This window comes from Dyella monticola (assembly GCF_003363155.1).
GTDB classification, from domain to species: Bacteria; Pseudomonadota; Gammaproteobacteria; order Xanthomonadales; family Rhodanobacteraceae; genus Dyella_B; species Dyella_B monticola.
Window position 1 is genome coordinate 530,088 of record NZ_QRBE01000002.1, and the last position, 22,343, is coordinate 552,430.

Sequence of the window (22,343 nt, forward strand, 5' to 3'; positions counted from 1 at the left end):
CCGCCACTCAGATCAACTTAGAGCTCAAGGAAATTCTTCAGCAGCTTCGCGCCGACACTCGCCGATCGCTCCGGATGAAACTGCATGCCATGGAAATTTCCGCTGGCGATGACCGCGGAAAACGCACCGCCGTAATCACTGCCGACGAGTGTGTAATCACCCACCGGCACCGCGTAGCTGTGCACAAAGTAGGCCCAATCACCCTCTTCCAAATCCTTCAGCAAGGGATGCTTGACCGTGGGCGACAATCGGTTCCAGCCCATATGCGGCACGCAACGTTCTGTCGATTCCTCGAACTTGCGAACGGACGCCGGAATCACACCCAAGCAGGTTGTGTCACCCTCTTCGGAGTGCTCACATAGCAACTGCATGCCAAGGCATACGCCAAGCACCGGCTGCGTCAATGAGCGGATGACGTCCACCAGTTCCAGCTCGTGTAGACGCGCCATGCCCGGGCCCGCGGCACCGACACCCGGCAAAATGACCTTATCCGCATCGCGGATGCATTGGGCGTCGGCGGTCAGTGGCGCCTCTACGCCGAGCCGTTGCAAGGCGTAGCGTACCGATCCGATATTGGTGCCACCGGCATCGACCAGCACCACGCTCATCACAAGGCTCCTTTCGTGCTCGGCAACTCTTCGCCTTCACGACGAATGGCCTGGCGCAATGTACGCGCGGTCACTTTGAAGCATGCTTCCACCATGTGATGTGCGTTGTCGCCCTTTACGCTCAAGTGCAGGTTGGCACCCAAGGTGTCGCACAGCGATCGGAAAAAATGCGGCACCAGTTCGGTAGGTACATCACCGACCTTTTCACGTGGAAACTGACCTTCGAATACAAAGTACGGACGACCCGAGAGATCCAGCGCGGCACTGGCCAGCGATTCATCCATCGGCAGCGTAAAGCCGTAACGACCGATACCGCGCTTATCGCCCAGCGCCTGGCGCAAGGCTTGCCCCAGCGCGAGACCACAGTCTTCGATGGTGTGATGCTCATCGACCCTGGTGTCGCCATCGCATTGGATGCGCAACGCGAAGCCGCCATGCTTGCCGATCTGCTCCAGCATGTGATCGAAAAAGCCCAGGCCCGTATGCGCAACCGGTTCGGCGCAGGCGTCCAGATCCACGCGCACCGTAATGCGCGTTTCCTTGGTATTGCGCACCACTTCGGCAACGCGCGGGCGATCCAGCAGTTGATGGGCGACCTCTTCCCAGCCGATGCCGTTAGCACCCACCAAAAAACCACGCACGCCCATGTTTGCGGCGAACTGCAGATCGGTCTGGCGATCACCCACCATCGCCGATTCGGCGCGCGACCAGCCATCATCAGCCAGGTAGTGCCGCATCATGCCGATACCGGGCTTACGGGTATCCAACCCCTCATGCGGAAAACTGCGATCAATCAGCACTTCGCGAAAACGCACGCCCTGAGAGGCGAGAATACGCGTCAGCAATGCGTGCGGACCGTCGAACTGCGTCTGCGGAAAGCTGTTCGTGCCAAGGCCATCCTGGTTGGTCACCATCACCAGCTCATACCCGGCGGCGACGATGCGTTGCAAAGCGGTGATCACGGCCGGCAGCAAGGACAGCTTTTCGTAGCTGTCGATCTGCTCGTCGGCAGGTTCCTCGATGAGGCAGCCGTCTCTGTCGATGAAAAGTATCTTGCGGCTCATGCGCGTTCCTTGTTCGACATCGCCTCGTTCAGCACAGCGAGCACCCGCGCATTTTCGTCGGGCGTGCCGATCGTGATGCGCAGTGCATCGCCCAATCCCGGATAGCGACGGATATCGCGCACCACGATGCCGGCGTGCAAGAGACGCTGGTAGACGTCTCCCGCATCGGCAAAGCGCACGGCGAGGAAGTTGGCCTCCGATGGCAGCACCTCGCGCACGCACGATAGCTGCGGCAATACGCGGCGCATGATTGTGCGCTGCTCGCGCACAACGGTGATATGCTCCCGCGCCGCGTCCTGCCCAGACGGTGAAAGCGCTTCAAGCGCCGCAGCAACGCATGGCGACGGCAGCGGATACGGCGGCATGATGCGTCGTATCAGCGCAATCACATCCGCACTGGCAATCAAGCTGCCGATGCGCGCGCCGGCCAGCGCCCACGCCTTGGATAAGGTTCGCAGTATCGCTACGTGCTCATAGCCATCGATCATATCGATCACGCTGGGCTGATCGGCAAACTCGATATACGCCTCGTCAACCACCACCAGCGCCCTGCCCGCAAGCGCGCGCGCCACCTGCTCGATATCCGCGCCTGAAATCGCTTTGCCACTGGGATTATTCGGTGTGCAAAGAAAAACCAGCTTTACCGACGGCGCCACCGCGGCGAGCAAGGCGGACACGTCGAGACTGAAATCGGTCGCCAGCGGCGCCTCGATGACGGCGGCATTCTGTATACGCGCGCTGACCGCATACATGCCAAACGTAGGCGGCTGAACAACGATGGCATCCTGACCCGCGCGACAGAACGCGCGAACCAGCAAATCGATGGCTTCATCGCTGCCGCGTCCGACAAATAATTGTTCGCGCTTCACGCCATAGAGCGATGCCAGCGCGCACAGCAATCTTTCAGGCTGCGGATCGGGGTAGCGATTGCACCCTGCGCCCGCCTCACCGATAGGTTGCCACGCCGATTCATTGGCGTTGAGCATGATCTGGCCACCGCCGGCTTCCATGCGTGCCGATGAATACGGCTGCAGCGTACGGATTTCAGGCCGCGCGAGATCCAGCACGCTCATAGACGCACTCCCAGCGCTGCCAGCCGAAGCGTGACGGCCCGGCGATGCCCTTCCAGCTGTTCGGCTGCGGCGAGCGTGGCCGTGCATGGACCAATCGCGCGCAACCCGTTTGGGTCTAGTTCCTGCACCGTGATCTGCTTCTGATAACTGGCTACGGATACGCCGCTGTAACTGCGCGCATAACCGTAGGTAGGCAGCACGTGATTACTGCCGCTGCAGTAGTCGCCGACCGATTCCGGCGTCCAAGCGCCTACGAACACGGACCCCGCGCTTTCTACGCCAGCGAGCAGATCACGTGCACCGCTGACCTGCAGAATCAGGTGCTCCGGCGCATACCGGTTGCTCACCTCCAGGGCCTGCAACAGCGATGTCACCTCAATGAGACGGCTCTGCGCAAGCGCCTGCTCTGCAATGCCGCTACGTGGCAATTGCGCGCATTGGCGCTCCACCTCTGCCGCTACGTTGTCGAGCAGCGTCGTCGACGGGCTGACCAGCACAACCTGCGAGTCGGGGCCATGCTCGGCCTGCGATAACAGATCCGCCGCCACGAACACAGGGTTGGCTTGCGCGTCAGCAATTACCAGCACTTCGGATGGGCCAGCAGGCATGTCGATAGCCGCGCCATCGGGGTCGGATGACACCTGCAATTTGGCTTCGGTCACCCACGCATTGCCGGGACCGAACAACTTGTCGCACCGTGGCACGCTTTGCGTGCCATACGCCATGGCGGCAATCGCCTGCGCACCACCCAGCTTGAACACACGATGCACACCAACGGTGCGCGCTGCGAACAGCACGGCTTCATCGCACGTGCCGTCCGCGCGCGCCGGGGAACACAACACCACTTCGCGGCAACCTGCAATGCGCGCGGGCACACCCAGCATCAACGCGGTGGAAGGCAACGGGGCGGTCCCGGCCGGCACATACAAACCCACGCGACCGATGGGCCGCAACATGCGCTCCACACGCACGCCCACCGCCGTATTCACGCCTACCGGCTGCGGCGCAGCCGCGCCGTGGAACGCCTCGATGCGCGCGGCGGCTTCACGAATGGCGGACTTCAGGTCAGGCGCCAACGCCGCCTCAGCCGCGGCGAATTCCGCTTCGCTCACTTCGATGGCATCGAGCGTGCAATGGTCGTAGCGTGCGGACAGTTCCCGCAGCGCCGCATCGCCTTTTGCTCGCACCTCGCCAATGATCTGCTCGACGCCACGACGCAAGTCTTCGGCACGCGATTGCACGGGCCGCGCCAGCACTGCATCGCGCTCGGCTTCGCTAAGAGTGTTCCAATTGATCCGTTTCATGCCGATCTATCTCACGCAAGCATTTTTTCGACCGGCAGCACGAACATCTCGCGCGCGCCGGCTTTCTTGATCTCTTCCAATTGGCGCCAGCTCACCTCGCCGGCACACAGCGCTTGCAGCATGAGTTGATCGGGCTGCCCCGCCACCGGAAGCAAGGTTGGCTGCGGGCCGCCAGGCAACAGGCGCGTCACCGCGTCGAGCGTCGTGCGCGAGGTTTGCAGCAGCAGCAAGCGCGATTCGCGTACCTGGATCACGCCATCCAGGCGTTTGAGCAACAGCTCCACCATATCGCCGCGCTCATCGGTGGGCAGCGACTGCGGCCCGGCAAGCACCGCCTCGCTTTGCAGCAGCACATCGGTTTCGCGCAGCTGATTGGCGACCAAGGTGCCGCCACTCTGCACCAGATCGCAGATCACATCGGCGGTGCCGAGCTTTGGAGCGATTTCCACCGAGCCGGCCAAGGTAATCACCGAGGCATCTACGCTATTTTCCCGGAGCCACGCACCAAGCAGGCCCGGGTAGGACGTGGCGATACGCAAACCGGACAAGTCCGTGGGCGCGTTGTAGGCCATGTCGTGCGGTACGGCAACGGAGAGACGGCAACGCCCGAAACCGAGCGAACGCCATTCGGTGAGCGCCGCGCCGCCATCGCCAGCGATGCCTTTGAATTCGTTGAGCACGTTGCGACCGACAATACCCAGATCGCACACGCCCTGCGCGATCAGGCCTGGAATGTCGTCGTCGCGAACCAGCAGCAAATCCACTGGCTCGCCCTCGCCGAAGCAGAACAGTTTGTCGCGACTCTGGCGAAAGCTAAGGCCACAACGGTTAAGCAGCTCCAGCGCCGGCTCGGTCAGCCGCCCGGATTTCTGCATGGCGATGCGCAAGCGGTCCCGGGGTTTCATGCGCGCGCCCTTTTTGCCGCCGTGCGAGCGCGCGACGCGCGTGCGGCCGCCGCCACATAGCCGCCGCTGCCCTGGTTGAGGTAGCGCGCCACCCGCCCAATGGTGGTGATGCTGACCGCGGTGCGCTCGTGAATTTCACGATAGGACACGCCTTCCAGCAGGTAAGGAACCACGCGCCAACGATCCACCAGCACTTCCATCTCCGCTGGGGTGCACAGATCGTTGAGGAAGGCGCTCATTTCCTCCACGTTCTTCAGCGAGAGCAACGCGCGGCAGAGGCTGAGCTTGGCGGACTCGTCGGGGGTTTCCGGGTCGATCGATCGGCGCTTCATAATGTACTAACGCATTAACACAGTGGAGCGCATTGTAGGCACCATGGACGGCCGGCGCAAGTTTGTAGGCTGGGGATGGCAATCCGAGCCTGAGAAACCCGCAAGAAAGCTGGGATCGCCCTCCAGACTACGCGGCGGCGGGACCGGTATCATGCGGCGCTGGGCGCTCACCGCCCGACATGGAGACGTTATGCACCAGGGAACCTCGCCGGCGATACGCCCGGCCGCCCACCTGATGACCCTTGCGGTCATCGCATTTGCCACCGTTTGCGGCGCGGCGCAGTTCTGGCGCACGGATCTCAATCCCATCGCCGTGCCGCTAAGCATCTACCTCACCGGCCCAGGTGGCGCATATGTGCGCATGACGTATTACCTGATGGGCGTCGCGCTGATCTTCTTCGCCGTAGGTAGTTATCGCGCAACGGCCGCGCCGCTGCGCAGCGGTCTGGCGCTCGTGCTGTTCACCGTACCCGGCTTGTTGCTGCCCGTGGTGGCAGCAACCGAACTATTCAAAGGCACCCCGTATGAAAGCCTGTGCGCCCTGATACATGGCCTAGCAGCGCAGTGCACTTTTCTAACGCTGAGCTTCGGCATGTTGCTGCTTTCCAGCCGCTGGCGCCGTGACCTTCGCCTGCGCGCAGGCCGCCACCTGGGCGCGCCACTCGCCTGGCTGGCAACAGCCGTGCTCTGGCTGCAGGCCTTCGTGCACACGCTTCCGCATGGATTGATGCAGAAATTGCTGATCGCGTTGATTTTGCTGTGGCTGGCCTGGGCCGCACGCCAATTGCTGCGTGCAGCCCGGCAACGCTACGCAGGCATTTAAACGCTCGCGAACGCGCGCTTTTGCACCAGTTCGCATACCGTACGCACATCGCCATCCATCGCGCGGTCCCGATGGATGAAGCTGATGGCGCCACGCAATGTTTCATGCGCCTTGCGTACCGACTCACCCGCGTGGAATTCACCCACTTTCGCCAGCGCAGCGGTCAGCTGTTTTACCTCTTCCACAAACTGCGCGTAGTGCGGGTGATCGTCGCGCGGTGCGTTGGAGACCTTGGAGGCCAGCGCCTGCCAATCGCCACGCGCTGCGAGGCGACGAGCTGCGTTGAGCATCTCCTGGCGGTAGTCCAGCGCCTGCGCGGCGGTGTAGAGCTCCAGCGCCAGCACGTAACTTAAGTCTTCCGTCATTTCCAGCACGTGGCGCGCTTCATTGGCGCCCATGGAAACGTGATCTTCCGCATTGGCGCTGGTCGGCACTGAGTACACGCTCGCCGGATGTGCGCGTGTAGCCAGATCGTTCACCAGTGCGGCCGCGGTGTACTGCACGATCATGAAACCGGAATCCGTGCCGTCCTCATTGCCGGTGAGAAACGCCGGCAAGCCGTCACTGGTGGCGGGATCGACCAGCTTGTTGAGGCGCCGCTCGGAAATGGACGCCAACACCGGGATCGCCGCCTTCACGTAGCTCATGCCCAGGGCCAGCGGCATGCCATGGAAATGGCCAGCGGAGATGACCTGCTCTTCGATGTGCACCGCGTCGGTGTTGTCGGGGAAGATCAGCGGATTATCGGTAACGGCGTTGAGTTCGATATCTACAATACGGCACGCCTGCGCCCATGCATCGCGCACCGCGCCGTGCACCTGCGGCATGCAGCGCAAGCAGTAGGCATCCTGCGGCTGATGCTTCTTGCCACCCTTGAACGGTAGGAAGCGGCTGTAGAACGCCTCGCGTCCGTGACGCTGAGTGGCGGGCACCCAATCCCAGCTGATGTCGAAGCTCAGCGCCTGATCTTCCGGCGTGCTCCACGCGTCAGCACTCCACGGACGGAAGCGCGGCACGAGGTGATAGGGAATGTCGATCAGGGTCGAACCGGCCAGAAGATCCCGCACGCGATCGGCAGTCTGCACCTGGCCCGGATGGGGGCGCAGTGCATGCACCTCGGGGCGCAGCGCGCCGCTGCGTCCGGCGAAAGCATCCAAGGTCATCGATGCCGCCAGATCGGCAACGTCCAGCAGATATTCCAGCGTATCCAGCGCCAATACGGCCGTCGCCAGCATTTGCGCCGTGCCGTTATTGAGCGCAAGACCTTCCTTGAAGGAAAGACGAATCGGCTGCAGACCCGCGCGCTTCAGCGCTTCGGCGCCCGGCAAGCGCTCGCCTTGGTAGAACGCTTCGCCGCCGCCCAGCAGCACGATCGCCAGATGCGACAGCGGTGCAAGGTCGCCACTGGCGCCCACAGAGCCTTTTTCCGGCACAACGGGAATGACGTCGCGGTTGAGCAATGCGGTGAGCGCCTCCAGCGTCCCCACGCGGAGGCCGGAATGGCCGCGCATCAAGGTGTTGATGCGGATCACCAGCATCGCGCGCACGACTTCGGGCGAGAACGGTTTGCCCACGCATACGGCATGGGTGGTGATGAGGTTGTGCTGCAGCTCTTCCAGCAGCGTGCCTTCGGGTTTGTGTGGATTGCCGCCCGGCAATTCGTCGCGCAGGCGATAGGCACCTAGCAACTTATCCGCATTGCTGCCGAAGCCGGTGGTCACACCGTAGGTCGGTTCTCCGCAGCTGACCTTTTCCGCCAGGAAATCCGCTGCGCGCTGCACGCGCACGAGTTGCTCGTTGTCGAGCCTCACACCGTATCCGCGGCGCGCCACCGCTACGAGTTGCTGACGGCTGAGACTATTGCCGTCCAGGAGAATGGTTTGGTTCACAGGAGCTCCAACGTTTTGTCATGCTGCCCAGGCGGAAAAACCATGGCTCAATCCAGCGGATTTTCCCAGAGATCGCACCATGTGGGGTTAGCTGTTTCGATCAATTGCAAAGCGCTTCCGCTTTCGCGGGAATGACGGCCAGGGCGATCATGGGATTGAGCAAAAAACGTCAACCCATCACGGCTGCCTGCTCCAGTTCCACCCGCAAGGTCTTCACCAGCTCCGCGCGCGATACCTCGAACTGATCTTCGCGGCGCAAATCCTTCACTGTTACCACGCCTTTGGCCAGTTCATCCTCACCCAGCACAATGACGAAACGAATACCGGCACGGTCGGCATACTTGAATTGCTTGCCGAGCTTGCCGCTTTCCAGCACCACTTCCGTGGCGATGCCGGCGGCGCGCAGTTCACCCGCTACCGCAAGATAGGCAGGTAGCTGCGCCGGGTCCATCTGCGTAACCAGTACATCCACCGTGCTATGCGCGGTGTTGACTAACCCAGCATCGCGCAACTGCCAGTAAAGGCGCGTCAAACCGATGGAAATGCCCACGCCCGGCAGATGCGACTTGGTGTACTGGCCGGCGAGGTTTTCATAGCGTCCGCCCGAGCAGATCGAACCGATCTGCGGGTGATCGTTCAGCGTGGTTTCGTAGACGGTGCCGGTGTAGTAATCCAGGCCACGTGCAATCGACAGATTCAGTGCGTAATGCGTTTCCGGCACGCCAAAATCATGGATCAGGCCCAACACTTCTTTGAGTTCTGCACGGCCTTGCTCCATCACCTCCGGTCCCGCGCCCAGCGCATCGAGCTTGGCGATTGCATCCTGCAGCGAGGTGGAGCGCACCTGCACGAAGTCGAGGATCTTTTGCGCAGCGTCCGCGCTCAAGCCGAACGCCGCGCCCGTGAGCGTGTCGCGCACATAGTCGGCGCCGCGCTTATCCAGCTTGTCCACTTCGCGCAGCACCAGCGTCTGCTGCTCGGGATCGGTGACACCCAGGCTTTCGAAGTAACCGCGCATCAGCTTGCGGTTGTTGAGCTGGATGGTGAAGGCGCCGATGTTCAGTTCGCAGAACACGCTGTAGATCACCGCCGGCAGTTCGGCATCGTAGCGGACGGACAGGCTGTCCTTGCCGATCACATCGATGTCGCACTGGTAAAACTCGCGAAAGCGCCCACGCTGCGCGCGCTCGCCGCGATACACGCGCTGCATCTGATAGCGGCGGAACGGGAAGCTGAGGTCGTGCTCATGCTCGGCAACGTAACGGGCGAGCGGTACGGTGAGATCGAAGCGCAAGGCCAGCTCCGGTTTCTCGCCCTGCTCAAGCGCGCCGGTGGACTGCACGAAGTACACCTGCCGCTCCGTCTCGCCACCGGTCTTGGTCAGCAGCACGTCGGCGTATTCGATCACCGGCGTTTCCACCGGCAAGAAACCGAAGCGCTGGTAGTTGCGACGGATGACGTCGAGCATGCGCTGAAAAGCGATCTGATCGAGCGGAAGCAGCTCGAGCACGCCGGGCATGGTGCGGGCCTGGGTAAGCGCCATGGAATCCTCTGCTAACGATGAAATATGCCGTGCCGGGATGGACAAAAGGCTCCCTCTGGCAGCCCAATAGCGTAGCAGAAGCACCTGCCCGCCCCTGCTGTGCAGCCTACGGAAATTCAGGCATGAACGCCCGCCTTCGCCTGTTGCCAAGCCCAGCCGGGACCGTTAAGATACGCGGCTCCCGCGGGGTGTAGCTCAGCCTGGTAGAGCGCTACGTTCGGGACGTAGAAGTCGCATGTTCGAATCATGTCACCCCGACCAAATATTTCTAGAAAAAGCCGGCCATGCGCCGGCTTTTTTTGTCGTGCTCGCGCTAGATGCACGCCTTGAGCTTGCGCACGCCATCCCTGATCTCGGTCACGCTTGCGCCGGAATAACCCAGGATGACCCCGCCGCGCACCGGGCGCTTCGCAAAACAGATCGATAACGGCCGCGTAGAGATGCCGAGCCTGGCGGTCTTGATGGAAAGCGCCACGTCATCGATGCCGCGCGGCAGTAGCGCGGTCAGTTGCATGCCGGCATGGGTGCCGGTGACTTGCAGTTTGCCGTCCATGTGTTGATCGATGGCTTCCAGTAGCGCGGTGCGTCGCTCCAGATACAACGCACGCATGCGGCGGATATGGCGAGCGAATTGACCTTCGCGGATGAAGTCAGTCAGCGCCGCCTGATAGAGCGTGGGCGAAAAGGTATCGAAGGCATCGCGCACCACCGCGAACGCAGGGACGAGATCTTTCGGAATCACCACGTAACCGACGCGCAACGCGGGAAACATCACCTTGCTGAAGGTGCCCACGTAGATGACGCGATCATCCGTATCCATGCCTTGCAAGGACGCCAGCGGGCGGCCGCCGAAACGGTATTCGCTGTCGTAATCGTCTTCGATGATCCACGCGCCGGTGCGCGCAGCCCAGCTCAAAAGCTGCATGCGCCGCGCTGCGCTCATAGTCACGCCCAACGGGAATTGGTGCGAGGGTGAAATGTAAGCGGCGCGGGCATTGCGACAGCGGCGAATGCCTTCATCAACATTCAAACCTTCATCGTCGACAGGAACCGGCACGGCCTTCACACCCACGGTACGCAGCGCCTGGCTTGCACCGGGGTAGCCGGGGTCTTCCATCCACACGTGATCTTTCGTTTCGAGCAGCGCGTGTACGCAGATCTGCAAGCCTTGTTGTGATCCGGTCGTGATGAGAATTTGCGAAGCATCACAACGCACCGCGCGCACGGTGCCCAGGTATTCGGCAATGGCTTCGCGCAACGGCAGGTATCCCATCGCATGGCCATAGACCATCTGCTCGATGGGTGGTTTGCGCGCGTGCCGGTTGATGAGCTTGGACCAGGCCGTCGTTGGAAAGTGGTCGATCGCAGGCAAGCCGACGCGAAACGCCCCATGGTTGTTGGCCCAGGTTTGCGGCGGTGTGCGCAATCCCTCTACGCGCTGCGCCACCTTGCGCAGGGCGGGCGGAGCCGATTGCCGCGGTGTTGCACGCTCCGAGGCTCTGGCGGGTTTCAACGCTTCATCGGGTATCGCGCTCGCCACGCAGGTGCCGGCGCCGGTGAAGGTTTCCAGATAGCCCTCTGCAAACAGTTGTTCATAGGCACTCAGCACCGGTACGCGGGAAATGTTGAGTTCCTTCGCCAGGGCGCGCGTGGAAGGCACGCGCTGCCCGGGCCGCAAACGGCCGTCGACGATGGCGCGACGAAACCATTCCGATAACTGGTCGTACATCGGCATGCCGCTGGCGGTATCGAGGGCGACGGGCGGCAGGAAGCCCTTGGGCAATCGTTTCATACCGGTGGCCTGAAGTGGTTATCCAAGATCATACCGAAGTGGATATTTTAACGAACCACTGACCCGCCTACTTTTTCACCTGGGCGCCGTCGACCGCAGGGTGTTTTTCGGATGGCGAGCGCGGCACTGGCGCACCAAGCTTGTCGAACCCCGCCCTCCCCAGGACCAGGCATGAACATAAGGCAGCGCATTGGATTGGTGCTTTTGCTTTGCCTATTTGCCTCTATCGGGTCGGCATTCGCCCAAACCTTGAGCACGTCTCCCGAACAACAGAGCGATGCATGGTGGACCGGCCCCATGCTGGCGAACTCCGCAGAGACACTGCCGCCGGGGCACTTTCTGTTCGAACCGTATCTCTACGACATTCGCACGCCGCACACGGATAGCTTCGGTTCGCGCGCCTACATTCTGTATGGGCTGGTTAATCGCCTTTCGGTCGGCGTGATTCCCGTAATCGGCTACAACAAAGTCAGCAACGGGCCGAACAGTTCCAGCGTCGGCGTGGGCGACTGGTCGCTACAGGCGCAATACCGGCTGACGGAGTTTCACCAAGGAAGCTGGATACCGACGATCGCGATCCAGCTCCAGGAAACCTTGCCCACCGGCAAATACGACGAGCTTGGCCATCGGCCAAGCGATGGCCTGGGCAGCGGCGTCTACACCACCACCGCGGCGATCAACTCACAGACGTATGTGTGGTTGCCGAACGGGCGCATCGTGCGCCTGCGCCTGGATGTATCGGAGGCGCTTTCAGGTAGCGCACGCGTGCGCGGTGTCAGCGTTTATGGTACGGACGCGAACTTTCAGGGCCTCGCGAAACCCGGTAACACGTTCTTTGCCGATCTGGCCATGGAATACAGCCTTACGCAACGATGGGTGCTAGCCGTGGATTTCACCTATGGCCATAACGGCAATACGCAAGTGACGGGACTGGATTTCGCAGACCCAAGCAATATTCCGTCTCCGCAGAATGTCCGATCCAATTCGGGATCAAGCGCTGAATTTGGCGTGGCACCGGCGATTGAATACAACTGGTCGCCGCGCATCGGCGTGTTGCTCGGTACGCGCGTTATTTTTGGTGGGCACAACACTGTCGGTTCGGTGACACCGGCGATTGCTGTCAATTATGTGTATTGATCAGCGGTGAAGCAGTTGTCGTCACAGACAACCATCTTGCCCTGGAGTCATTCCGGCGAAGGGTGCGGATATATGCACGATCGCACCGCCTCCGATCAGGAGGCCAAAGCTAATTCCGTGAGTCGGTCAAGCTCCACGTCATCAAACCCCGCACTCAAACGCGCCGGCCGATTGAACGGTCCGCGCAGGTTGCGCCCCATATAATCGCGCACCAGATCAAGAAAGGTTTCACGCGGATCGACACCACCGCGTTCGCAACACCATTTGAACCAGCGCGTACCCGCGGCGACATGAGCAACCTCTTCGCGCAGGATCACTTGAAGTATCCCGATGGTGCGTTCGTCATCGACGTTGCGCAAACGCTCGATCATTCCAGGTGTGACATCCAACCCTCGCGCTTCCAGCACACGCGGCACCAAGGCCATGCGCGCGGTATCGAGATGCGCGGTTTTCTCGGCCATTTCCCACAAACCGTTGTGTGCATCGAAATCGCCGTACACGTGACCGAGTTCGGCCAGGCGGTTCGCCAACAGTGCGAAATGGCGTGCCTCATCGTTCGCACAGCTTGCCCAATCGCAGTAGTAATCCCATGGCATGCCGCGAAAACGATAAACCGCATCCCACGCCAGATTAATGGCGTTGAATTCGATGTGAGCGACCGCGTGTACCAACGCCGCGCGGCCCTCGGCTGTGCCTAGTCCACGATGCGGCACCTGGCGTTGCGGAACGAGATGCGGTCGCACGGGGCGGCCAGGTGCCTGGATCGGCTCCGGTGCGGGCGACAAAGGATCAGGGTGTAATTCACCCACTTGCAAGGCCGCCCAGGTTGCATGCGTGAGGCGCAGCTTTTCCGCGGGATCCGTGGCGTCGAGGCAGTGCTTGGCGGCGGCGTGGAGGTCATTCATAAAGCGAAGTATCGCTCCCTCCCCTGCTTGCAGGGGAGGGTTGGGGTGGGGGTCGCTTGAACCTGCCGTACAGCCTACGTTTGCCGCGAGCTCTTGGCTTCATCCCAAACCCCAGCCCTCCCCTACTGCACGTAGAGGGAAGGGGGGGGAAGCGCTGACAGGAAGGAAAAATGCGCAAATTACGCGCTACGACGTGCAGCCTTCGCATCATCCGAGCGCAGCATTTCAATCTGCTCCAGATAATGCTTCTCCAGCCCAGTAATGTATTCGCCAGAGAAACACGACGTATCGAAGTGCTTGAGGCTTTCATTGCCATCCTGCACGGCCCAGATCAGGTCTTGCAGATCCTGATAGATCAGCCAGTCGGCGCCGAGCATCTTCTCGACTTCCGCAACGGTGTGGCCCGCGGCGACGAGTTCGGCGGCGGCCGGCATGTCGATGCCATACACGTTCGGATAGCGAACCGGCGGCGCGGCGGAAGCGAAGTACACGTTCTTGGCGCCCGCATCGCGTGCCATCTGGATGATCTGCCGCGAAGTGGTGCCGCGCACGATCGAGTCGTCCACCAGCAGCACGTTCTTCTTGCGGAATTCCAGTTCCACCGGATTGAGCTTGCGGCGCACGGATTTCACGCGCTCGCCCTGCCCCGGCATGATGAACGTACGACCGATGTAGCGGTTCTTGACGAAGCCTTCCCGGAACGGCACGCCCAGCATTTCCGCCAGCGCGCTTGCGGCTGTACGCGCCGTGTCGGGAATCGGGATCACCGCATCGATGCCGTGATCGGGCCGCTCGCGCAGGATCTTCTCGGCCAGCTTCTGGCCCATGCGCAATCGTGCCTTGTAGACCGACACGTTTTCGATCATGGAATCGGGACGCGCCAGATACACGTATTCAAAAATGCACGGTGCATGCACCGCGCCGGCTGCGCACATACGGGTATGGAGCTGGCCGTCATTGGTGACGAACACGGCCTCACCCGGCGCTACGTCACGCAGACGCTTGAAGCCGAGGATGTCCAACGCCACCGACTCGGAAGCCAGTGCGTATTCGCGTCCGTCCGGCGTGATGCGCTCGCCCAATACCAGCGGGCGAATGCCGTTGGGATCACGAAAAGCCAGCAAGCCATAGCCCAGCAGCAACGCCAGGCAGGCATAACCGCCGCGCGCACGCGCGTGCACGCCTGCTACGGCCTTGAAGATGTGATCGGGTGTCAGCGCCATGTGATCCTGGATCTGCAGCTCGTGCGCCAGCACGTTCAGCAGCACTTCGGAATCCGAATCGGTGTTGATGTGGCGGCGATCGCCCTCGAACATTTCGCGCCGCAGCGTCTCGGTGTTTACCAGGTTGCCGTTGTGAACAATGGCGATGCCGTAGGGCGAATTCACATAAAAAGGCTGCGCCTCGGTGGCGCCTTCGGAGCCTGCCGTGGGGTAGCGGCAATGCCCGATGCCTACGCGTCCACGCAGCCGGTTCATCGCGGACTGGTTGAAGACATCGCGCACCAGGCCGTTTTCTTTGTGCAGCCGTAGCCGCGCACCGTCCACGGTAGCAATACCGGCCGCATCCTGCCCCCGGTGTTGCAAGACGGTAAGCCCGTCATAAAGCGCCGATGCCACGTCCGTGGTACCGACAATGCCAATGATTCCGCACATGGTGCTGCTACCTGTTTACTGTTGATTCGAGGTGCCGGCCGCGCTCGAAGCTGCAGCCGCAGAACTGGAGCTATACGCCGGCATCCCGCCTGGCAGCATATGGGGCAGATGCGCCTGGAGGTTTTCCGGGCGCAGGTGTTCGCGTACATCTGGCGGCATTTCGTGTTCCAGCCAGCCCGCCAGACTTTCGAACTGCGGCAGCAGCGTGGATTGCCGCCACATGGGCTGATGCGCGAACGAAGTCAGATTGACCAGGAACACCACCAGGGTTACCAGCAACACGCCGCGCGCAAAACCGAAAATCATGCCGAGCAGGCGATCCGTGCCACCCAAGCCCGTGCTGTCCACCAGCGCCTGGATCCCAAAGCGCACCAGCGCGCCAATGATCAGTACCGCGATGAAACAAAGACCATAGCCCACCAGCACGCGCAAGATCGGCGTATGGATGGAGTGCTCGAAATGCATCGAGACCCCCGGCCCATACGTCCAGGCCACCCAGAACGCCGCGATCCATGTCACCAGTGCCAGTACCTCGGATATGAGGCCGCGCCACAGACCCACAAGGACCGAAAGTGCCAGTACCGCGATGATGATGAGGTCGACCGCGTTCATGCGTGGTTTCCGATCCGTTGAATTCAGTTGGCGCTGACGATGTTGCCATCGATGCCGAGCTTGGCCTTGATCTGGTCGCGCAGCGATACCGCATCGCTACGCTGGGTCTGCGGACCGGCCCGCACGCGCCACAGCTGCCTGCCGCCAGCGTTCACGGAATCCACAAAGCCATCGAAACCATTGGCGCGCAGCTTGTCGCGCAAGGCTAGCGCCTGGGCCTGACTACCCATGGCCGCCACCTGCACGGCCCATGCGCCGGCCCGGACGGGCTTGCCCGCCTCCGGGGGAGGCACATCGCCCTGGGGCGTGGAGGCACCGCTTTCCAGGCGGGCCGGTACGCCAGGCACGGCTTGAGCGATCTTCAACCGCGCCGCCTCGGCCTGCGCCCGGGTTTCAAACGGCCCGGCACTCACCAGGGTGAGCGTCTTGCCTGCCCGCTGAATGGGTTGTGTCCGCACCGGGTATCCCATGGCACGCACCTTCTGCGCCAGGTGGCTGGCCCCTGCCGGCGCGTAGGCGCTCAGGTTGATGGCATAGATGCCGCGCGCCGCGGTTGCTGGCGGCAGATCCGAAGCAGGTGCCGGTGTGGGCTGCACCGGTGGCGGCGCGATGATCGGGCGACTGGCCGTGGTCACTGTCTTGGGTGGCGTGGCAGGAATCATCGGTTGCTGCGCAGGAACGAGCGGCGCTGTGGAGCTGGCCGCCGGCTGCTTGGAATCGCTTGCCACGTTCACAGGAGTCATGCCATCCGCATTCGGTGCCGCGGTGGTCGCGGGCGCCACGCTTGCCGCAGGGGCCGCGCCGGGACCGGAGAGACTCATGGTCTTGGTCTGCAGATCGCGATCAGGCGCCGGGGGAATTGCCAGGCTGACCGATTGATCGGTGTTCGTCGACGGCGTTTTGCTCGAAAAGAACATCGGCACGAACAGGATGGCCAGCGCAACGAGTACGGCAGCTCCCAAGAGGCGTGTGTTCAAGATGGACTCCAGACAACCAGCTTGTGCGTGACGCGGCGATTATACCTGCCCCGGCTGCTCTACAGGCCCTACTCAGCGGTTCGATAGCTGCAGCACCGCCGAGGCCACGAAAAACGAGCCGAACGCAAGAATGCGATCACCACGCCTGGCCGCTGAACGCGCGGCTGCAAGCGCTTGCAGCACATCGTCATAGGTGTCGAAACTGGCGTGCGGCAACACCTGGCGCATCACACCGGCGAGCACGCTGGAGGAAAGACCGCGCGGGGTATCGCCATCCAGGCTGGCCAGATACCAATGCGCAATGCGCGCACCGAGCGCGGTCATCACGCCGCCCACGTCCTTATCGGAGAGCGCACCGTAGACGGCGCGTACACGGCCGTCGGGTTGCGTATCTAGCCACTCGGCCAATGCGCGTGCGGCCTGTGGATTGTGTCCCACATCCACGACCAGCAGTGGATCGCCACCCAGCGACTGCAGGCGCGCGGGTGCGCGTGGAAACTGCATACCCAATTCGGCAATACGTTGCAGTTCCCCGGGATTGACCATGCCCATGGCGTGCAAGACGGCAATCGCTGCCGAAGCATTGGCGTATTGCACGGGCGCGCAGAGCTCAGGTGCAGGCAGGTTGAGCACCGTGCCGTCGCGATGGTGCCAACGCCAATGATGCGCTTCGCGTTCGATGTAGAAATCGTGGCCCGCTCGCCGGATCAATGCACCTTGTGCGGCCAACGCTTCCAGCAAACCCTTCGGCGGCTCGGCTTCGCCCACGATCGCCACGCGATCGCGACGCGCAATGCCGGCCTTTTCCCGTCCGATGCTGTCGCGATCGGGTCCCAGCCACTCCACGTGATCCAGATCCACGGTCGTGACGATCACCGCATCGGCGTCGATCAGATTGACAGCGTCCAGGCGCCCGCCAAGCCCAACCTCCAACACGGCCACATCCAGATCCGCTTGCGACATCAGATCGAACGCGGCCAACGTGCCGAATTCAAAATAGGTGAGCGAGATGTCACCGCGTGCCAGCTCGATACGCTCGAAGCTTTCCATCAGCACGCCATCGTCGACATCGACCCCGGCGATGCGAATGCGCTCGTTGTATCGAATCAGATGCGGCGAGGTATAGCAGCCAACGCGCTTGCCCACCCCTGCCAACATCGCTTCAAGAAACGCGACGGTGGAACCCTTCCCGTTGGTGCCACCCACCGTGATGACTTGCCGTGCGATCTTCGGGGTGCCCAGGCGCTGCCATACGGCATGCACCCGTTCCAGCCCCAAATCCACGCCCAGCGCATGGATGCGTTGCTGATAATCCAACCATTCGGCAAGAGTCGAAAATTTCACGCGCGGCTCCAGGTTCGGGCTCGCGAACCATAAAGGCAGCCGCGTTTACGCACAATCCTTCTATCGATCTATAGGCACGGCTTCCTCACCCCCGAACTGGCGAGGAAGCGCGCGCTTCAATGCATGACGTGGAATGCCCAGTACATCGCGAATGCCGTCCAGAACATGCGCTTCAACGCCTTCCCCGCCAGAAAGGCGGCCAGCAGGGCGATCAACCAGGGCATGTATTTGTCGAGCGTGCTGCGTGTGTCGTTTGCGATCAGCATGGCTTAAGTCCTCCCGTCTTGGTAAGGACATCATCCGTTTTGGTCGCACGGGGCAACAGGCGCAGGCGTCATCGACCGCACCTGACACCCGTCATGCGCCCCTGTCCAGCAGCGGCTTGACCAGATCCAGCGGGAGCGGGAACACGATCGTGCTGGATTGGCCGCTGTTGGACATGCTTACCAGGGTCTGCAGATAACGTAGCTGCAGCGCCTGCGGTTCCTGCGCCAGCAGGCCAGCGGCATCGCGCAGCTTTTCGGCGGCCTGCAGTTCGCCATCGGCGTGAATCACCTTCGCACGACGTTCACGCTCGGCCTCCGCCTGGCGGGCGATCGCGCGCACCATGGTTTCGTTGAGATCCACATCCTTGATCTCGACGTTGGTGATCTTGATACCCCAAGGGTCAGTCGCCTCGTCCAGGATCTGCTGCAGGCTGTGATTGATGGAGTCGCGCTGCGAAAGAATTTCATCCAGTTCATGCTGGCCAAGCACCGAGCGCAGGCGCGTCTGCGCCAGCTGGCTGGTGGCCTGATAGAAATCGGCCACCTTCAATACCGATTTATCCGGTTCCATCACGCGGAAATACACCACGGCGTTGACGCGCACGGAAACATTGTCGCGGGAGATCACGTCCTGCGGCGGCACATCCATGACGGTCACACGCAAGTCCACGCGCGTCATGCGCTGCACGATCGGCACGAGAACAACCAGCCCCGGCCCTTTGGTACCGGTGTATCGCCCCAGTGTCAGCACCACGCCGCGCTGGTATTCCGGCAACACCTTGATCGACGACGAAAGCAGCATGATCACGACGATCACGATAACGCCAACAAAACCGATCATGAGGATTCTCCTTCGCGCACATGCGTGGCAATGATCCGCAACAGCAACCCCTGGCGGCCAATGACCCGCACACGCGCACCGGCGGGAAGCGCCGCCTCGCTTTGCACACGCCAGCGCTCACCGCCGATGCGTGCCCAACCTTCACCGCCCGCCGCGATCGCCTGCAGCAATTCGCCGGTATCCTGCAGCATCTGATCGTCGCCGTTAAACGCGCGCGCACGACGCGCGCGCATCACCAAGCGCAACAGCAGGAGCAGGATCACCATGGCACAGAAGGCAATCCCGGCAATGACACCCAGGTTCACCGCATAGCCGGGTACGTCTGTACGGAACAGCATGACCGAACCCAGCACGAAGGCGATCACGCCACCCACGCCAAGCACGCCCGCGGTGGATACGAACACCTCCGTCAGCAGCAACATGACGCCTAGCAGCATCAAAATCAGCCCCGCATAACTCACCGGCAGCAACTGCAGCGCATACAAGCCGACCAGCAGACAGATGCCGCCGGTGACGCCGGGATAAAACGATCCCGGATGAAAGGCTTCCAGTATGAGTCCATAGATGCCGGCCAGAAGCAGCACATAGGCAATGGTGGGATTGGTGATGACGCCCAGAAAGCGCGCGCGCCAGTTCGGCAGATAATCGCGCACTGGCAGGCCGCGCAGCGAAAGCTTGACCGTCGCGCCATCCACGCGCACGGTGCGTCCATCCGCTTGCATCAGTACCGCCGTGGTATCGGCCGCAATGAAATCGACCACGTGCTGCGCAACCGCTTCGTCCGCGGTAAGCGTGGCGGCACCGCGCACAGCCTGTTCTGCCCACGTGGCATTGCGCCCATGCATTTGCGCCAAGGAACGAATGGTGGCGATGGCGTCGTTAAGTATCTTGTTGTTTTCGGCATCCGATGCCGCATCGCCGCCATTTTTGTCGCTGGATTTGCTCGATGCCGGGGCAATGTTATTCAACGGCGATGGCATGGGTGTACGGCCGCCGATGTCCACCGGCGTGGCGGCACCCAGATGGGTGGCCGGCGCCATGGCGGCAATCGGACATGCATAGAGGATGTACGTGCCCGCTGAGGCGGCACGCGCACCGCCCGGCGCCACATAGCCCAACACCGGAATTTTCGACGCGAGAATGGCGGCGATAATGTCGCGCATCGAATCGAGCAATCCGCCGGGCGTATCCATTTGCAGCACGACGGCTTTCGCACCGTCGTCGTTGGCATGCGCGATGGCGCTGTCGACATATTCGGCGGTCGCCGGCCCGATCGGTCCGGTCAATTGGATACGCGCGACAAAGGCATCGCCGGTAGCCGCTTCAGCGGTTGGGCGCGCCCAAGCCAATGACAGCACGATGCCGGCAATGACGCCCCAGACAATCCAGCCCTTTCGTGACATGAGCGTGGCCTCCCGGCCGACATGGTCACCACGCAGCCGTCGCATACAGTGGCTGCGGCAGGCATATTACGCTGATGCGCGTTGCGCCGTTGTGGTTCGCGCCTTTAGCTGGAGAAGGCGTCAGTGCCCGACGTAGTTCACGCGCCAGACCGAATTGGATCCATCATCGGTCACCAGCAGCGAACCATCCGGCGCGGTGGTCAAGCTCACCGGACGACCCCACACGCGCCCATCCGGCAACACGAAACCCGTAAGGAAGTCCTGGTATTCCCCGCTCGCCTTGGCGGTATGGTGGCGCGGTATGCGAATCACCTCGTAACCCACGCGTGTCGCTTTGTTCCAGGAACCATGCTCGGCGGCGAACAGGTCGCCCTGATATTGCGCGGGGAAGTGATCGGCTTCGTAGAACGTGATCTGCAGCGATGCATTGTGCGGCTGCAGGATAACGTCCGGCGTAATCACCTTGCTTTGCAGTTCCGGATGCTTGCCCGCATGGCGCGGATCCTGATGACCGCCCATATACCACCACGGCCATCCGTAAAAGCCACCTTCGCGCACGGACGTGATGTAGTCCGGCACGAGATTGTCGCCCAGCCCATCGCGCTCGTTGACGGTGGTCCAGAGCTGCCCATTCTTAGGGTCGATGGCAATGCCCGACGGATTGCGTATGCCCCATGCATAAATGCGCCTGTTCGAACCATCCGGATTGAACGCCAGAATGTTCGCGCGATATTTTTCTGCGGGCGAGGTATCCGGATCGTTGACGTTCGAAGCCGAACCCACCGCCACGAACATGACTTTATTGTCCAGCGAAAAGGCGACATCCCGCGTCCAATGCCCTTCGCCGTGCGGCAGATCCGCAATGTGTTCGGCGGGACCGCGCGCCTTCAAATCACCATTGCGATACGGGAAGCGCACCACCTCATCGGTATCGCCCACGTAAACCCACTGCGGATTCGGCCCCACGGGATAGAAGGCAATGCCGTAAGGCCGATTCAAATGCGTTGCGAACACCGCGGTTTGCGCGGGCTTTCCAGCCGCGGTCATGCCGCGATAAATACGAATTTGGCCGCTTCCGCTTTCAGCAAGAAAAATATCGCCGTTGGGCGCGGTGCGAATCACACGCGGTGTATCCAACCCTTCCGCGTAAAGATTGACTTTGAAACCTGGTGGCGCCTTGGGCAGCGCACCCTCGGGTCGCGGTGCCATTTCCGGTGCATTGCTCGCCGAATGGGTGGTGTACGGCGGTGGCAGATCGTTCAGCGTGATCTTGCGCGTCTTGCCCGGTTCTTCGTAACGGAAATCGGTAAATGGCGGAGTGGGTGGCGGCGTGTTGACCGGCGAACCGGCGGCAGCGCTCTGCTCGATCGCGACCGGCTTGGCCGTAGGCAGCACCTTCAGATAAGCCACAATCTGCCAGCGCTCTTTTTCCGAAAGACTTGCCCACGACGGCATGCCATTGGCAACCGCGCCTTTGGTGATAAACCAGAACAGCGCACCTTCCGTCGCCTGCTGCGTGGGCCCTTGCGCCAGCGCCGGAATATTGCCGGTGCCCTGCCCCGAAACGCCGTGACAACTTGCGCAATGCATCGCGTACAGCGCACCGCCGGCATGAATGGCCGTCGGCTGAGCATGGTATGGGTTGGCGACGGCCGACGCCGTACCCGGTGCACCATGGAATGTATCGGATGTCTGTGCGAACGCGACCGGAAGGCCAAGGCATATCGCCAGGGCAACACACACCACACGGGGTGATATCGACAACACGAACGCATGCTTCGTCATGGCCGCCTCTGATCGCGATCAACGGATAATGGTGCGTTATCCCGTATCGGATAAACGCATCGCGGGTATTGTCAGACCATTACCG

Annotated in this window: 20 protein-coding genes and 1 tRNA gene; 3 read left to right on the forward strand and 18 right to left on the reverse strand. The window is 61.8% G+C overall.

What is annotated here, in order from left to right; translation table 11 throughout:
- Positions 1 to 17: 17 nt before the first annotated feature.
- Genes hisH through DWU98_RS06035 form a run of 6 tightly spaced genes read right to left on the reverse strand, consistent with a single transcriptional unit; the run spans position 18 to position 5,286 of the window.
- Positions 18 to 608: an imidazole glycerol phosphate synthase subunit HisH gene (gene hisH, locus DWU98_RS06010; protein ID WP_115494562.1), complete on the reverse strand. Its 591-nt coding sequence runs from the start codon at positions 606 to 608 to the stop codon at positions 18 to 20.
- Positions 608 to 1,672 carry a bifunctional histidinol-phosphatase/imidazoleglycerol-phosphate dehydratase HisB gene (hisB, locus tag DWU98_RS06015; RefSeq protein ID WP_115494563.1) on the reverse strand — a complete coding sequence of 355 codons (1,065 nt, stop codon included), beginning with the start codon at positions 1,670 to 1,672 and terminating at the stop codon, positions 608 to 610. Before hisB ends, hisH begins: the two co-directional genes overlap by 1 nt.
- Complete coding sequence (gene hisC / locus DWU98_RS06020) at positions 1,669 to 2,745, reverse strand: histidinol-phosphate transaminase (RefSeq protein ID WP_115494564.1); 1,077 nt, start codon at positions 2,743 to 2,745, stop codon at positions 1,669 to 1,671. The genes hisB and hisC overlap by 4 nt, the downstream gene beginning before the upstream one ends.
- Positions 2,742 to 4,049, reverse strand: coding sequence for a histidinol dehydrogenase (gene hisD / locus DWU98_RS06025; RefSeq protein WP_115494565.1), 1,308 nt, complete (start codon positions 4,047 to 4,049; stop codon positions 2,742 to 2,744). Before hisD ends, hisC begins: the two co-directional genes overlap by 4 nt.
- Positions 4,050 to 4,060: 11 nt before the next feature.
- Positions 4,061 to 4,954: an ATP phosphoribosyltransferase gene (hisG, locus tag DWU98_RS06030; protein WP_115494566.1), complete on the reverse strand. Its 894-nt coding sequence runs from the start codon at positions 4,952 to 4,954 to the stop codon at positions 4,061 to 4,063.
- Positions 4,951 to 5,286: a YerC/YecD family TrpR-related protein gene (locus DWU98_RS06035; protein ID WP_115494567.1), complete on the reverse strand. Its 336-nt coding sequence runs from the start codon at positions 5,284 to 5,286 to the stop codon at positions 4,951 to 4,953. The genes hisG and DWU98_RS06035 overlap by 4 nt, the downstream gene beginning before the upstream one ends.
- Before the next feature lie 190 nt (positions 5,287 to 5,476).
- Here DWU98_RS06035 and DWU98_RS06040 point away from each other — a divergent pair, with 190 nt between their 5' ends.
- Positions 5,477 to 6,109, forward strand: coding sequence for a DUF998 domain-containing protein (locus tag DWU98_RS06040; protein WP_158544985.1), 633 nt, complete (start codon positions 5,477 to 5,479; stop codon positions 6,107 to 6,109).
- Here DWU98_RS06040 and DWU98_RS06045 read toward each other — a convergent pair.
- Together DWU98_RS06045 and hisS are read right to left on the reverse strand one after the other, a co-directional pair.
- Positions 6,106 to 7,998 (reverse strand): HAL/PAL/TAL family ammonia-lyase, encoded by a 1,893-nt coding sequence (locus DWU98_RS06045; RefSeq protein ID WP_115494569.1) that lies wholly within the window; start codon positions 7,996 to 7,998, stop codon positions 6,106 to 6,108. The genes DWU98_RS06040 and DWU98_RS06045 overlap by 4 nt on opposite strands.
- 169 nt (positions 7,999 to 8,167) lie before the next feature.
- Positions 8,168 to 9,541, reverse strand: a complete 1,374-nt coding sequence (gene hisS / locus DWU98_RS06050; RefSeq protein ID WP_115494570.1) for a histidine--tRNA ligase — start codon at positions 9,539 to 9,541, stop codon at positions 8,168 to 8,170.
- A 184-nt stretch (positions 9,542 to 9,725) separates the two neighbouring features.
- Between hisS and DWU98_RS06055 the strand changes: the two genes are divergently transcribed.
- Positions 9,726 to 9,802 (forward strand) — tRNA-Pro (locus DWU98_RS06055).
- A 52-nt stretch (positions 9,803 to 9,854) separates the two neighbouring features.
- Here the strand turns inward: DWU98_RS06055 and pdxR are convergent.
- On the reverse strand, positions 9,855 to 11,333 hold the full coding sequence (pdxR, locus tag DWU98_RS06060; protein ID WP_115494571.1) for a MocR-like pyridoxine biosynthesis transcription factor PdxR: 1,479 nt from the start codon (positions 11,331 to 11,333) through the stop codon (positions 9,855 to 9,857).
- 171 nt (positions 11,334 to 11,504) lie between these two features.
- On the opposite strand from pdxR, the gene DWU98_RS06065 reads away from it, so the two are divergent.
- Complete coding sequence (locus DWU98_RS06065; RefSeq protein WP_115494572.1) at positions 11,505 to 12,470, forward strand: transporter; 966 nt, start codon at positions 11,505 to 11,507, stop codon at positions 12,468 to 12,470.
- A 95-nt stretch (positions 12,471 to 12,565) separates the two neighbouring features.
- On the opposite strand, the gene DWU98_RS06070 is transcribed toward DWU98_RS06065, so the two are convergent.
- The 9 genes from DWU98_RS06070 to DWU98_RS06105 all read right to left on the reverse strand — a co-directional run bounded on the left by DWU98_RS06070 (position 12,566) and on the right by DWU98_RS06105 (position 22,258).
- Positions 12,566 to 13,375: a ferritin-like domain-containing protein gene (locus DWU98_RS06070; protein WP_115494573.1), complete on the reverse strand. Its 810-nt coding sequence runs from the start codon at positions 13,373 to 13,375 to the stop codon at positions 12,566 to 12,568.
- Positions 13,376 to 13,554: 179 nt separating this feature from the next.
- Complete coding sequence (gene purF, locus DWU98_RS06075) at positions 13,555 to 15,030, reverse strand: amidophosphoribosyltransferase (protein ID WP_115494574.1); 1,476 nt, start codon at positions 15,028 to 15,030, stop codon at positions 13,555 to 13,557.
- Between the two features lie 15 nt (positions 15,031 to 15,045).
- The gene (locus DWU98_RS06080; RefSeq protein WP_115494575.1) at positions 15,046 to 15,642 is read right to left on the reverse strand and encodes a CvpA family protein; all 597 of its coding nucleotides are present in this window, start codon (positions 15,640 to 15,642) and stop codon (positions 15,046 to 15,048) included.
- Positions 15,643 to 15,665: 23 nt separating this feature from the next.
- The gene (locus DWU98_RS06085) at positions 15,666 to 16,619 is read right to left on the reverse strand and encodes an SPOR domain-containing protein (RefSeq protein ID WP_115494576.1); all 954 of its coding nucleotides are present in this window, start codon (positions 16,617 to 16,619) and stop codon (positions 15,666 to 15,668) included.
- A 72-nt stretch (positions 16,620 to 16,691) separates the two neighbouring features.
- Complete coding sequence (folC, locus tag DWU98_RS06090) at positions 16,692 to 17,963, reverse strand: bifunctional tetrahydrofolate synthase/dihydrofolate synthase (RefSeq protein ID WP_115494577.1); 1,272 nt, start codon at positions 17,961 to 17,963, stop codon at positions 16,692 to 16,694.
- A gap of 116 nt (positions 17,964 to 18,079) precedes the next feature.
- Positions 18,080 to 18,229, reverse strand: a complete 150-nt coding sequence (locus tag DWU98_RS22095) for a hypothetical protein (RefSeq protein WP_196239475.1) — start codon at positions 18,227 to 18,229, stop codon at positions 18,080 to 18,082.
- A gap of 91 nt (positions 18,230 to 18,320) precedes the next feature.
- The gene (locus tag DWU98_RS06095) at positions 18,321 to 19,070 is read right to left on the reverse strand and encodes a slipin family protein (protein WP_115494578.1); all 750 of its coding nucleotides are present in this window, start codon (positions 19,068 to 19,070) and stop codon (positions 18,321 to 18,323) included.
- Complete coding sequence (locus DWU98_RS06100) at positions 19,067 to 20,473, reverse strand: NfeD family protein (protein WP_115494644.1); 1,407 nt, start codon at positions 20,471 to 20,473, stop codon at positions 19,067 to 19,069. Before DWU98_RS06100 ends, DWU98_RS06095 begins: the two co-directional genes overlap by 4 nt.
- Positions 20,474 to 20,593: 120 nt before the next feature.
- A complete protein-coding gene (locus DWU98_RS06105; RefSeq protein WP_230474713.1) occupies positions 20,594 to 22,258 on the reverse strand; it encodes a PQQ-dependent sugar dehydrogenase in 1,665 nt (554 codons plus the stop codon).
- Positions 22,259 to 22,343: the final 85 nt, after the last annotated feature.

Excerpts from the sequence above, each read along its gene's own strand:
- DWU98_RS06105 (WP_230474713.1), bottom strand. The coding sequence starts at position 22,258 with ATGACGAAGCATGCGTTCGTGTTGTCGATATCACCCCGTGTGGTGTGT.
- DWU98_RS06065 (WP_115494572.1), top strand. The coding sequence starts at position 11,505 with ATGAACATAAGGCAGCGCATTGGATTGGTGCTTTTGCTTTGCCTATTT.
- hisB (WP_115494563.1), bottom strand. The coding sequence starts at position 1,672 with ATGAGCCGCAAGATACTTTTCATCGACAGAGACGGCTGCCTCATCGAG.
- hisC (WP_115494564.1), bottom strand. The coding sequence starts at position 2,745 with ATGAGCGTGCTGGATCTCGCGCGGCCTGAAATCCGTACGCTGCAGCCG.
- hisS (WP_115494570.1), bottom strand. The coding sequence starts at position 9,541 with ATGGCGCTTACCCAGGCCCGCACCATGCCCGGCGTGCTCGAGCTGCTT.
- pdxR (WP_115494571.1), bottom strand. The coding sequence starts at position 11,333 with ATGAAACGATTGCCCAAGGGCTTCCTGCCGCCCGTCGCCCTCGATACC.
- DWU98_RS06040 (WP_158544985.1), top strand. The coding sequence starts at position 5,477 with ATGCACCAGGGAACCTCGCCGGCGATACGCCCGGCCGCCCACCTGATG.
- DWU98_RS22095 (WP_196239475.1), bottom strand. The coding sequence starts at position 18,229 with ATGCTGATCGCAAACGACACACGCAGCACGCTCGACAAATACATGCCC.
- hisD (WP_115494565.1), bottom strand. The coding sequence starts at position 4,049 with ATGAAACGGATCAATTGGAACACTCTTAGCGAAGCCGAGCGCGATGCA.
- hisG (WP_115494566.1), bottom strand. The coding sequence starts at position 4,954 with ATGAAACCCCGGGACCGCTTGCGCATCGCCATGCAGAAATCCGGGCGG.
- DWU98_RS06035 (WP_115494567.1), bottom strand. The coding sequence starts at position 5,286 with ATGAAGCGCCGATCGATCGACCCGGAAACCCCCGACGAGTCCGCCAAG.
- DWU98_RS06095 (WP_115494578.1), bottom strand. The coding sequence starts at position 19,070 with ATGATCGGTTTTGTTGGCGTTATCGTGATCGTCGTGATCATGCTGCTT.
- DWU98_RS06100 (WP_115494644.1), bottom strand. The coding sequence starts at position 20,473 with ATGTCACGAAAGGGCTGGATTGTCTGGGGCGTCATTGCCGGCATCGTG.
- purF (WP_115494574.1), bottom strand. The coding sequence starts at position 15,030 with ATGTGCGGAATCATTGGCATTGTCGGTACCACGGACGTGGCATCGGCG.
- DWU98_RS06070 (WP_115494573.1), bottom strand. The coding sequence starts at position 13,375 with ATGAATGACCTCCACGCCGCCGCCAAGCACTGCCTCGACGCCACGGAT.
- hisH (WP_115494562.1), bottom strand. The coding sequence starts at position 608 with ATGAGCGTGGTGCTGGTCGATGCCGGTGGCACCAATATCGGATCGGTA.
- DWU98_RS06080 (WP_115494575.1), bottom strand. The coding sequence starts at position 15,642 with ATGAACGCGGTCGACCTCATCATCATCGCGGTACTGGCACTTTCGGTC.